The sequence below is a fragment of the Hydrocarboniphaga sp. genome, from assembly GCF_028291725.1.
In the GTDB taxonomy this organism is placed as follows: domain Bacteria; phylum Pseudomonadota; class Gammaproteobacteria; order Nevskiales; family Nevskiaceae; genus Hydrocarboniphaga.
Map to the genome: position 1 here is coordinate 1 of NZ_JAQGNT010000003.1, position 12029 is coordinate 12029.

9 protein-coding genes and 2 pseudogenes are annotated in these 12029 nt (G+C 66.8%); all 11 read left to right on the forward strand.

From position 1 onward, the window contains the following. Window positions 1-156 precede the first annotated feature (156 nt). The gene (locus tag JWQ90_RS00960; RefSeq protein ID WP_299687979.1) at window positions 157-1326 is read left to right on the forward strand and encodes a nitronate monooxygenase; all 1170 of its coding nucleotides are present in this window, start codon (window positions 157-159) and stop codon (window positions 1324-1326) included. 3 nt (window positions 1327-1329) lie between these two features. Next, on the forward strand, window positions 1330-2112 hold the full coding sequence (locus JWQ90_RS00965) for an enoyl-CoA hydratase family protein (protein WP_299687982.1): 783 nt from the start codon (window positions 1330-1332) through the stop codon (window positions 2110-2112). Then, window positions 2109-3272, forward strand: a complete 1164-nt coding sequence (locus tag JWQ90_RS00970) for an acyl-CoA dehydrogenase family protein (RefSeq protein ID WP_299687984.1) — start codon at window positions 2109-2111, stop codon at window positions 3270-3272. Before JWQ90_RS00965 ends, JWQ90_RS00970 begins: the two co-directional genes overlap by 4 nt. 121 nt (window positions 3273-3393) lie before the next feature. Continuing rightward, complete coding sequence (locus JWQ90_RS00975; protein ID WP_299687986.1) at window positions 3394-4488, forward strand: acyl-CoA dehydrogenase family protein; 1095 nt, start codon at window positions 3394-3396, stop codon at window positions 4486-4488. Next, window positions 4481-5629: an acetyl-CoA C-acetyltransferase gene (locus tag JWQ90_RS00980; RefSeq protein WP_299687989.1), complete on the forward strand. Its 1149-nt coding sequence runs from the start codon at window positions 4481-4483 to the stop codon at window positions 5627-5629. The genes JWQ90_RS00975 and JWQ90_RS00980 overlap by 8 nt, the downstream gene beginning before the upstream one ends. Before the next feature lie 120 nt (window positions 5630-5749). Further along, window positions 5750-6628 (forward strand): SDR family oxidoreductase, encoded by an 879-nt coding sequence (locus tag JWQ90_RS00985; protein WP_299687992.1) that lies wholly within the window; start codon window positions 5750-5752, stop codon window positions 6626-6628. 176 nt (window positions 6629-6804) lie between these two features. Further along, window positions 6805-7875, forward strand: a pseudogene (locus tag JWQ90_RS29045) (acyl-CoA dehydrogenase family protein); the annotation flags it as partial. 222 nt (window positions 7876-8097) lie between these two features. Beyond that, window positions 8098-9216: pseudogene (locus JWQ90_RS29050) on the forward strand (acyl-CoA dehydrogenase family protein); the annotation flags it as partial. 184 nt (window positions 9217-9400) lie between these two features. Continuing rightward, the gene (locus JWQ90_RS00995; RefSeq protein ID WP_299687998.1) at window positions 9401-10186 is read left to right on the forward strand and encodes an SDR family oxidoreductase; all 786 of its coding nucleotides are present in this window, start codon (window positions 9401-9403) and stop codon (window positions 10184-10186) included. A gap of 107 nt (window positions 10187-10293) precedes the next feature. Next, window positions 10294-10752: a MaoC family dehydratase gene (locus tag JWQ90_RS01000; RefSeq protein ID WP_299688001.1), complete on the forward strand. Its 459-nt coding sequence runs from the start codon at window positions 10294-10296 to the stop codon at window positions 10750-10752. A gap of 14 nt (window positions 10753-10766) precedes the next feature. Then, entirely contained in the window at window positions 10767-11972 is a 1206-nt protein-coding gene (locus tag JWQ90_RS01005; RefSeq protein WP_299688004.1) for an acetyl-CoA C-acyltransferase, read from the forward strand. Window positions 11973-12029: the final 57 nt, after the last annotated feature.

A 12029-nucleotide genomic window follows, 5' to 3' on the forward strand; every position in this document is an offset into this window, starting at 1 on the left:
TCTGCGCCTCCCCGTTGGGCGGGTCGCGCCCCGCCTTTTTGGCAGGCACAGCAAAAGCGGCGGGACGCGACCCGCCCTACGAGGCTTTGAATCTTCGAGTCTCAACAAAAACCGGTTCATCCCGAGCAGGCGCGCAGCGCCGTATCGAGGGAAGCAATGAACGCCGCGCTGAAAACCCCGCTGACCGAACTGCTCGGATGCCGCTATCCGATCGTGCAGACCGCGATGGGCTGGGTTGCCGACAGCAGGCTGGTGGCGGCGACCAGCAACGCTGGCGGCTTCGGGTTTCTCGCGGCGGCGACGATGAGCACCGAGCTGCTCGCGGCCGAAATCCTGCGCGTGCGCGCAGCGACGCCGCATAACTTCGGCGTCAACTTCCACATGTTCCAGCCGAACGCGCGCGACGTGATCGAGCTGGTGCTAAAGAACGCGGACCGCGTACGCGCGGTGTCCTACGGCCGTGGCCCGGACGCCGCCACGATCAGGCGCTTCAAGAATGCCGGTGTGCTATGCATGCCGACGGTCGGCGCGCTCAAGCACGCGCAGAAAGCGGTCGAGCTCGGTGCCGACATCATCACCGTGCAAGGTTCGGAAGGCGGCGGGCATACCGGTTCGGTGCCGACCACGCTGCTGCTGCCGCAGGTGTTGAACGCGGTCAAGGTGCCGGTGGTTGCGGCGGGTGGCTTCCACGACGGACGCGGCCTCGCCGGTGCGCTTGCATTCGGTGCGGCCGGCATCGCGATGGGTACGCGCTTCCTGATGACCGCGGAATCGCCGGTGCCGCGTGCGACGCTGCAGAAGTACATCGAAGTCAAAGAGCCGAGTCAGATTCGCGCGTCGACCGCGGTCGACGGTATGCCGCAGCGGATGATAGCCAACCCCTACCTGTTGAAGCTCGAAAGCGGTGGTCTGCTGCATCGCTTGTTCGTGGCCCTGTCCAGTGCATGGAAATGGCGCGCACATACCGGCATGTCGGTCGCGCAGATGGCGAAGACTTTCGTTGGCGCGCTGCGTGAAGGCGACTCGGCGATCCAGACCATGATGTCGGCGAACGCGCCGGTGCTGATTCAGCGCGCTATGGTTGAAGGCCGGCCCGATGAAGGCGTGCTGCCGAGCGGGCAAGTCGCGGCGGTGATTGATGCATTGCCTGGCGTCGAGCAGCTAATCGCGAGCATCGTCGCAGAAGCCGAAGCCAGACTCGCAGCGCTGTTCCCCTCTCCTGGGAGAGGGTGGCGCGAAGCGCCGGGAGAGGGTCTCTCTCCGAGCGTGCAACCCTCTCCCCCGGCCCCTCTCCCAGGAGAGGGGAGACAAGCGGCTGGCCTCTAAAACATGACAACTCCCTTCCGCACCCCGTTCCAAACGGTGATTACCGACGGCATCGCCGAACTGGTGATCGACGCGCCGCCGGTCAACGCGCTCAACGACGCCGGCTGGCATGCGCTCGCCGACGAGATCGCGCGGCTCGGTCGCGAGCCGAGCGCGCGCGTGATCCTGCTGCGCGCCGAAGGCCGCGGCTTCTGCGCCGGCGTCGATATCAAGGAACTGAACCAGCACCCCGAGAAAATCGTCTCGGTGAACGCCGGCAACTACCGCAGTTTCGAGGCGGTGCATCGCAACCCCTTGCCGGTGATCGTCGCGGTGCACGGCTTCGTGCTCGGCGGCGGCATCGGCCTGGCCGGTGCGGCGGACATCGTCGTCGCCGCCGACAACGCGACGTTCGGCGTGCCCGAAGTCGATCGCGGCGCGATGGGCGGCGGCGCGCATCTGCAGCGGCTGTTCCCGGTGCAGAAAGTGCGGATGATGTATTTCACCGGCGATGCGATCACCGCCGCCGAGGCGCATCGCCTCGGCGCGGTGGAGCGAGTCGTCGCTCCTGATCAGCTGCGTGCGGCCGCGCTGGAAATCGCCGCGAAGATCGCCGCGAAGAGCAGCGCGATGATCCGCCTGGCCAAGGAATCGCTGAACGGCATCGAGGACGGAAACTTAGAGGACAAGTACCGCTGGGAACAGGGCTTCACCTTGCAGGCCTATATGGCCAAGGACTCGGCTGAAACGCGGGCTGCGTTCGTCGAAAAGCGCGATGCGCAGCTCAACAGAACCGAGACCCCATGAGACTGGAGTACACCGAAAAGCAGAAGCGCTTCCGCGCCGAGGTGCGCGAGTGGCTCGCCGGGCATGTGCCGCGCGAACCGCTGCAGAGCTTCGACACCGAGCCAGGTTTCGCCCAGCACCGCGCCTGGGAGCGCGAGCTGTCGACCGTCGGATACTCCGCGGTCACCTGGCCGAAAGAGGTCGGCGGCCGTGGTACCGACCTGATCGAGTGGCTGATCTTCGAAGAAGAATACTGGGCAGCCGGCGCGCCGCTGCGTGTCAATCAGAACGGTATTTTCCTGCTCGCGCCGACGCTGATGGAATACGGTACCGAGGCGCAGAAGCGCAGCATCCTGCCGCGCATGGCGACCGCCGAAGACGTCTGGGCGCAGGCCTGGTCGGAGCCCGGTGCCGGCTCCGATATGGCGGCGATCCGCAGCCGCGCGGTACGCGACGGCGACCACTATGTGATCAGCGGCCAGAAGACCTGGTCGACGCGCGCGGTGTGGGCCGATTGGGCTTTCGGGCTGTTCCGCACCGAGGAGGGTTCGCAGCGCCATCACGGCCTGACTTTCATCCTGTTCCCGCTGAACCTGCCGGGTATTACGCGCCGGCCGATCCGCCAGCTCAACGGCCTGCCGGGCTTTGCCGAAATCTTCATGGACGAGGTGCGCGTGCCGGTGTCCAATCGTCTGGGCGACGAAGGTGCAGGCTGGAGCATCGCGATGGCAACGGCCGGCTTCGAGCGCGGCCTGATGCTGCGCTCGCCGGCGCGTTTCCAGCAGACCGCGCGGCTGCTCACCGATCTGCTGCGCCGCAATCCGGAGCGCGCCGCGGCCGACCCGAGCCTGCGCGACGCGGTCGTCGAGAGCTGGATGGGCGCGGAGGCCTACACGCTGGCCACGTATCGCACGGCGTGCCGGCTGGCCAAGGGTGGCCACATCGGCGCCGAGGCCAGCACCAACAAGATTTTCTGGTCCGAGCTCGATCTGCATATGCACGAGACCGCGATGCGCATTCTCGGCACGCGCGGCGAACTGATGCCCGAGGCACCGGACGCTGCGGGTATCGGCAACTGGCTCGACGGCTTCCTGTTCGCGCAGGCCGGGCCGATCTACGCCGGCACCAACGAGATTCAACGCAACATCATCGCCGAGCGCATGCTCGGATTGCCGAGATAGCATGAGCCTGATCGTAGCCACTGTAGGAGCGGGTCATACCCGCGACTGTACCGGCGGGGTCTCAGTCGCGGGTACGACCCGCTCCTACAGTTCCAGTATCAAGCTTGTGTTCGGTTAACCCATGGATTTCACTTTCGACGACCAGCAGCTCGCTTTCCGCGACGCGATCCGCAAGTTCCTGATGGTGGAAGCGGCGCCGGAATGGCTGCGTGAAATCTGGGAGACGCACAGCGGCCGTTCCGCCGAACTGCGCGGCAAGCTCGCCGACCAGGGCCTCACCGCGCTGTCGGTGCCCGAGGAATTCGGCGGCATCGGCCAGAACGATTTGGACTGGATACTGGTCCACCAGGAGCTCGGCTACTACGCGATCCCGGACTCGCTGACCGACACCGCCTACCTCGGCGTCTATCTGCTGAAGAAGATGCCGTCGGACGTCGCACTGAAACGCAAGTGGCTGCCGCTGATCGCGGAGGGCCGTGCGCGTATCGCCGTCGGCCATCCGCTGAACCCGCTGGTTGCCGACGCCGAAATGGCCGATCTGCTGCTGCTGCATTTTGATGGCGAAGTGCACGCACTGACGCAGGATCGGGTCAGGCTCACGCTCAACCCGAGCATCGACATGTCGCGCCGCCTGTACCGGATCGAGTGGACACCGACGCGCGAGACCCGCGTGTGCCCGGCCTCCGCGGGCCGTGATCTGTGGGACGGTGTGCTGAACCGCGGCGCGCTGGCCGTCGCCGCGCAATTGCTCGGGCTGACCCACCGCATGCTCGATCTGGGCGTCGATCATGCCGCGCAGCGCAAGCAGTTCGGCAAGCCGGTGGGTACGTTCCAGGCGGTCAAGCACCATCTGGCCGACGTCGCCGTGAAAGCCGAATTCACCGAGCCGGTGGTTCATCGAGCGGCCTATGCGGTGTCGCAGGAGTTGCCGCAGCGCGCCGCCTTCGTGTCGCAGGCCAAGCTGGCAGCCGGTGAAGCAGCGCGGCTCGCGGCACGCCGCAGCCTCCAGGTGCACGGCGCGATGGGCTACACCTGGGAAGCCGATCTGCAGATGTTCATGAAGCGCGCCTGGGCGCTTGACAATGCTTACGGCGACCGCATTTTCCACAAGCAGCGCGTCGCCACCCTGGTGCTGGGCGAGGGCGCTACTCTCGGCCCAGGCGAGACTTTCGCCGGCCGCTGCGACAAACCACTAAAGGGAATCCATCATGGCTGAAGCCTATATCGTCGACGCGATCCGCACGCCCACCGGCAAGCGCAAGGGTACGCTGGCGAACATTCATGGCGCCGACCTCGGCGCGCACATTCTGAAAGCGCTGGTGCAGCGCAACGCCATCCCGGCCGACGATTACGACGACGTGATTTTCGGCTGCCTGGATGCGATCGGCCCGCTGGCCGGCAATATCGCGCGCACCAGCTGGCTCGCCGCCGGCCTGCCGCTGCATGTGCCCGGCGTGACCATCGACCGCCAGTGCGGCAGCTCGCAGCAGGCGGTACATTTCGCCGCGCAGGCGGTGATGAGCGGCACCCAGGACGTGGTCGTCGCCGGCGGCGTGCAGACGATGACGCAGATCCCGATCAGCTCGGCGATGATCGCGGCGCAGCCGCTGGGATTCTCCGATCCGTTCTCGGGCAGCAAGGGCTGGGCCCTGCGCTTCGGCACGCAGCCGGTGTCGCAGTTCGTCGGCGCGCAGATGATCGCCGACAAATGGGAAATCTCGCGCGACGACATGGAGCGTTTCTCACTGGAGAGCCATGTGCGCGCGCGCCGTGCTATCGCCGAGGGCCGCTTCAAGCGTGAGATCATTCCGATCAACGGCCTGGAGCATGACGAGACCACGCGCGATACCTCGATCGAGCAGATGCAGAAGCTCGAGCCGCTGGCGCCGGGCGGCACGATCACCGCCGGCGTGTCGAGCCAGACCGGTGATGCCTCGTCGGCGGTGCTGGTGGTGTCGGAAGCGGCACTGAAGCGCTACGGCCTGAAACCGCGTGCGCGTATCCACCACATCAGCGTGTACGCCGACGATCCGATCTTCATGCTGACCGCGCCGATCCCGGCGACGCGTGTCGCGCTTCAACGCGCCGGCATGACGATGAACGACATCGACCTGGTCGAGATAAACGAGGCCTTCGCGCCGGTGGTGCTGGCCTGGTTCAAGGAAACCGGTTATTCCCCGGCAAAAACCAATGTCAACGGCGGCGGCATCGCGCTGGCGCATCCGCTGGGCGCGACCGGCGCCAAGCTGATGACGACCTTGCTGCACGAGCTGGAACGCACGGGTGGCCGCTACGGTTTGCAGACGATGTGCGAAGGCGGCGGCGTGGCCAACGTGACGATCATCGAGCGGCTGTAGCACGAGACCGATTGCTGATCGTAGGTTGGGGTGAGCGCAGCGAACCCCAACATTCGTCCGCGCCGACGTTGGGGTTCACGAAATTCACCCCCAACCCACGAATTCGAGAAAGGGCATCGAATGGGCATCTGCAGCAAGCGCAACATCATCGTCACCGGCGCCGGCGGTGGTCTCGGCCGCGCCTATGCGCTGGCGCTCGCAGCCGAAGGCGCCGGCGTCATCGTCAACGATATTCGCAGTGAAGCCGCGGACGCGGTCGTGGCCGAAATAACAACCGCCGGCGGCCAGGCCGTCGCCAGCGCCGACGACATCACCAGCATGGCTGGCGCCGAGGCGATCGTCGCCGCCGGCGTGAACGCCTTCGGTGACGTGCACGGCGTGGTCAACAACGCCGGCATCGTCCGCGACCGCATGTTCGCGTCGCTGAGCGAAGACGACTGGGACCTGGTGGTGAAGGTCCATCTGAAAGGCCATTTCTGCATCGCCAACACGCTGGTGCGTCGCTGGCGCGACCAGGTCAAGGCCGGCAACAAAGTTGATGCGCGCATCATCAACACCAGCTCCGGCGCCGGCCTGCAGGGCTCGGTCGGGCAGAGCAATTATTCGGCGGCCAAGGGCGGCATCGCCGCGCTGACCCTGGTGCAGGCGGCGGAACTGGCGCGCTACGGCGTCACCGCCAATGCACTGGCGCCGGCCGCGCGCACCGGCATGACCGAGAAGGTGTTCGCCGACATGATGAAGCGCAAGGACGGCGAGACTTTCGACTACTACGATCCGGCCAATGTCGCGCCGCTGGTGGTCTGGCTGTGCAGCCCCTTGTCGAAGGACGTGAGCGGCCGAGTGTTCGAAGTCGAAGGCGGCAAGTTGTCGATCGGCGAGGGCTGGCATACCGGCGCCGTCGCCGACAAAAAGGCGCGCTGGAATCCGGCTGAACTGAGCGAGGTCGTCGCCGGCCTGATCGAGCGCGGCCTCAAGCCGCAGAAAGTCTACGGCACGTGAGTGTGCTGGCCGCGGATGATCCCGCCGCCTATCGCTATCGTCGTCTCATCGGATGAAGAGCCCGCAGGATCGCGGCCGAATAATGAGGATCATCCGAAACCCCGGGGCTGCGGCCGCATCGCCGCGCCCGCAGCCGCAAGCCGACCGTGAACCTGAGCCTGAGCAACGACCAGCAGATGATCCGCGACGCGGCCGAGAGCTTCCTGGCCGCTGTCAGCGACAGCGCGGCCGTGCGCCGCGCGATGGACAGCCCCCAGGGCTATGACGAGACGGTGTGGCTGCGCATTGCCTCCGAACTCGGCTGGTGTGCGCTGGCGATCCCGGAAAGTTTCGGCGGGCTCGGCCTCGGGCCTGTCGAGCAGTCGCTGGTGATGGAGAGCATCGGCCGGCATCTGCTGTGCGCGCCGTATTTCTCGACCGCGGTGCTGGCCGCGACCCTGCTCGACGCGCTCGGCTGCGATGTGGCGCGTGAAAGCCTGCTGCCGAAGATCGCGCAAGGCAGCCTGCGCATCAGTGCGCCGCTGCCGGCCGAGGTCGACTGGAGACGCGCCGGTGATCGCGTCGCGGCGACATCGCAGGGAGCGCAATGGCGGCTCAGCGGCAGCGTCGCGCGGATGCCGGATGCTGCTGGTGCCGACACGCTGCTGGTGCTGGCGGCGTGCGCGCAGGACGTCGGCCTGTTCGCGGTCGATGCCGGCGCGGCCGGTGTCGCGATCCGGCCGCTGCAGACCTGGGACGGCACGCGGCGCCTGGCGGCGGTGGAGCTGAGCGGCGTGATCGCGCAGCGGCTAGACGATCCGTCCCGCGCGGCCGACGGCTATCGCAAGGCCGCGGCGCTGGTCAGGCTGTATCTGGCCGCCGAAGCCCTCGGCGGCGCGCAGCAGTGCCTCGATCTGACGGTGCGCCATGTCGGCGAGCGCCGGCAGTTCGGCCGTGTCGTCGGCGCTTTTCAGGCGGTCAAGCATCGCTGTGCCGAGATGATGGTGAAGATCGAGGCGCTGCGCTCGGCAGTTGCCGGCGCCGCGGCGTTTGCCGCGGCCAGCGATGATCCTGCCGCGCTCGAGGCCGAGTGCGCGATGGCGCGGGCGCTGTCGATCGACACTTATTTCTTCTGCGCCGCCGAGGCGATCCAGTTGCACGGCGGCGTCGGCTTCACCTGGGACTACGATCCGCAGCTGTACTTCAAGCGTGCCCAGGCGAGCGCGCATTGGCTGGGGACCGCGGATGCGCTGCGGGAGCAGATCGCGGCGCACATCTTGTCCCCTCTCCATGAACCTTGCGCAGACCGTAGGGCGGGTCTTGACCCGCCGCTTTTGCCCGGGCTTGACGACGGCGGGTCACGACCCGCCCTACGCGGGTTCAGGGTCCGCGAGGAACACGGGGCTAGCCAGGAACTGGCACTCGCAGACCGAGCGCTGGGTAAGGGAAGAGGCGAAGACGAAAGTTTCCGCAACGAAATTGCGTCGTGGATGTACCAGCATCTGAGCGGCCGCTACGCCTCGCTGAAACACCGCGGCGGCCCCGGCGACGAGGAAGCCGATCCGGCGCTGCGCAAGCAATGGGAGCGCGAACTCGCGGCCGGCGGCTGGACCTGTGTCGGCTGGCCGGCCGAGGCCGGTGGCCGCGCGCTGCCGATCGCGCAGCAGGTGATCTTCTTTGAGGAATACGCGCGCGCCGGCGGCCCCGGCCGCATGGGCCACATCGGCGAAGGCCTGATCGGCCCGACCCTGATCCGGTTCGGCAGCGCGGCGCAGCAGCAGCGCTTTCTGCCGGAAATCGTCGCTGGCCGCGAGTTCTGGGCGCAGGGATATTCGGAGCCGAATGCGGGCTCCGACCTGGCCAATGTGCAGACCCGCTGCTGGCAGATCGAGGACGGTTCCTGGCGCGTGTCCGGCCAGAAGATCTGGACCTCGCTGGCGCACCAGTCCGACTGGATCTTCGTGCTCGCGCGCAGCGAGCCCGGCTCGCGCGGCAGCAAGGGCTTGAGCTTTCTGCTGCTGCCGCTGAAGCAGCCGGGCATCGAGATCCGGCCGATCCGTCAGCTCGGCGGCGGCGCGGAATTCAATGAAGTGTTCTTCGACGAGGCGGTTGCCGAAGCCGGCCACATCGTCGGCGCGCCCGGCGACGGCTGGCGCGTCGCGATGGCGCTGCTCGAGGCCGAGCGCGGCGTGTCGACCTTGGGCCAGCAGATGCATTTCGCTCACGAGTTCGAGCTGGTGGTTCAGGCGGCGCGCGACGCCGGCCGCGTTGACGATCCGCTGCTGCGCCAGCGGCTGGCGCTCGCCTGGTCGGGCCTGCGCGTGATGCGCTACAACGCGCTGCGCATGCTCGGCAGCGGCGCCGATCCCGGCTTGAAGCGCGAGGCGCTGATCTACAAATACTACTGGTCCAACTGGCATCGTGATCTCGGCAAGCTCGGCATGGACGTGCTCGGTGTAGCGGCCGACGAGCTCAGCGACGACGATGCGATCCGTCCGCTGCAGCAGCTGTTTTTCTTCTCGCGCGCCGACACGATCTACGCCGGCACCAACGAGATCCAGCTGAACCTGATCGCGGAGCGCGGCCTGGGCTTGCCGCGCGAAGCGCGCCCTCTCCCCCCGCTCTGCGGGACCCTCTCCCAGGAGAGGGAAAAGCCGGAGTGTGTTGCCGTGACTGTGAACGCAGATGGCGGTTTCGAGCACGGGGTCGAGTAGCGATGAGCCTACAACAGCCTGAGTATTTCCCCTCTCCTGGGAGAGGGTGGCGCGCAGCGCCGGGAGAGGGAGAGGGCCCGTGAAGCAAGCACCACCACCCAATGCGCCCTGCGGCTTGCTCCGCGGCCAATCCATCCTGATCACCGCCGCCGCCGGCGGCGGCATCGGTTTTGCCACCGCGCAACGCTGCCTCGCCGAAGGTGCGCGCGGCATCGTCGTGGCCGACATCCATCCGCGGCGCACCGAAGAAGCCGCGGCAAAGTTGAGAGCCGAGTTCCCCGATCGCCTGGTGCTGCATCAGCTCGCCAACGTGAGCCAGGAGGCCGAGGTGCAGGCGCTGGTTGCATTCGCCGAAGACCAGCTCGGCGGCGTCGACGTGCTGGTCAACAACGCCGGGCTCGGCGGCAGCAGTCTGCTGGTCGACATGAGTGACGAGGAATGGAGCAAGGTGCTCGACGTGACCCTGACCGGCACGATGCGGATGACGCGCGCGATGCTGCGCAGGATGCAGCCGCGCGGCTGCGGCGCGATCGTCAACAACGCTTCGGTGCTCGGCTGGCGCGCGCAGAAGGAGCAGGCGCACTACGCGGCGGCGAAAGCCGGCGTGATGGCGCTGACGCGCTGCGCGGGGCTCGAGGCCGCCGACTTCGGCATCCGCATCAACGCGGTGTCGCCGTCGATCGTGTTTCACGAGCATCTGCGCAGGACCTCGCCGGTGGAGCTGCTGGAGGAGCTTGCCGGCCGCGAGGCCTTCGGCCGCGCAGCCGAAGCCTGGGAGATCGCCAATGTGATCGTGTTCCTGGCTTCGGACTATGCGTCGTATCTGGTGGGTGAAACGATCTCGGCGTCGAGCCAGCGTGCCTAGAAACCTAAATCCTCAGCTGTAGGAGCGGGTCATACCCGCGACTGTGCCGGTGCAGCCTCAGTCGCGGGTATGACCCGCTCCTACAGTTGCGTAACCAGGAGCCGTTCATGAGCAAACCGGTTTTCACCACCATCGACGAAGTCCTCGCCGGCGTCGGCGCCCGGCTCGGCACCAGCGACTGGCTGACGGTCACGCAGGATCGCGTCAATCTTTTTGCCGATGCCACCGACGATCACCAGTGGATCCACGTCGATGCCGAGCGCGCGAAAGACAGCGAATTCGGCGGCACCATCGCGCACGGCTTTCTGACGCTGTCGCTGGCCGCGCGCTTTGCGCTGGAGATCATCGACATCCGGTTCAGGCACGGCCTGAACTACGGCATGGACAAGGTGCGCTTTCCGATGCCGGTCAGGGTCGGCAGCCGCATCCGCGGCAGCGGCGAAATCGCCGCGGCGGAGAGAACCAAAGACGGCGGAGTGCAGGTGAATCTGCGCATCACTGTCGAGATCGAGCACCAGGCCAAGCCGGCCTGCGTGATCGAGTGGATCAATCGCTATTACTTTTGATTGAAGGAACTCAAATGACCGAAGCCGTCATCGTATCTGTCGCCCGCACGCCGATCGGCCGCGCCTTTCGCGGCGCCTTCAACGACACCGAGGCGCCGGTGCTCGGCGGCCACGTGGTCCGCGCGGTGGTCGCGCGTGCCGGCGTCGATGCGGCTGAGGTCGACGACGTGATTCTGGGCTGCGCCGCGCAGCAGGGCAGCCAGGGCTACAACCTCGGGCGCCTGTGCGCGACTGCCGCCGGCCTGCCGAACTCGGTCGCCGGCATGAGCCTGGACCGGCAGTGCGGCTCGGGCATGCAGGCGATCGCGATCGGCGCCAAGAACATCATCGCCGGCGAACAGAGCGTGGTGATCGCCGGTGGTCTGGAGTCGATTTCGCTGGTGCAGAACGCGCACAAGAACCGCTACCGCGCGGAGTCCGAGGCGGTGCTCGCGGCCGATCCGACTGCCTACATCCCGATGATCGAAACCGCCGAGCTGGTTGCGCAGCGTTACGGCATCACGCGGCTTGCGCAGGACGAGTATTCCTGGCAGAGCCAGCAGCGCACCGCCGCCGCACAGCAGGCCGGACGCTTCGATGCCGAGATCCTGCCCTTGCCTTCGGTCAAGCAGCTCTACGACAAGGAGGGCAAGCCCACCGACAAGCAGAGCGTGCTGCTGGAAAAAGACGAGGGCAACCGTCCCGAGACCACGCTGGAGAGCCTTAGCGCGCTCAAGCCGGTATGGAAGAACGGACGGTGGGTGAAGGAAGGCCAGTTCATCACTGCCGGCAATGCCTCGCAGCTGTCCGACGGCGCTGCCGCGGTGCTGATGATGAGCGGCGACGACGCCCGTGCGCGCGGACTGACACCGCTGGGCATCTATCGCGGCATCGCGGTTGCCGGCTGCCGCGCCGACGAGATGGGCGTCGGCCCGGTGTTCGCGGTGCCCAAACTGCTGGCTCGTCACGGGCTGAAAGTGTCCGACATCGGCCTGTGGGAACTCAACGAGGCCTTCGCCAGCCAGGTGCTGTATTGCCGCGACCAGCTAGGCATCGCGCAGGACAGGCTCAATGTCGACGGCGGCGCGATCAGCATCGGCCATCCGTTCGGCATGTCCGGCGCACGCATGGTGATGCACGCGCTGATCGAGGGCCGGCGTCGCGGTGAACGCTATGTCGTGATCACGATGTGCATCGGTGGCGGCATGGGCGCCGCGGGGCTGTTCGAGATTCCGGCGTAGGGCCAAGCAAAACGTAGGTCGGCAATCCCTTGTCGACATCAGCAAGGGCGTAGGTTG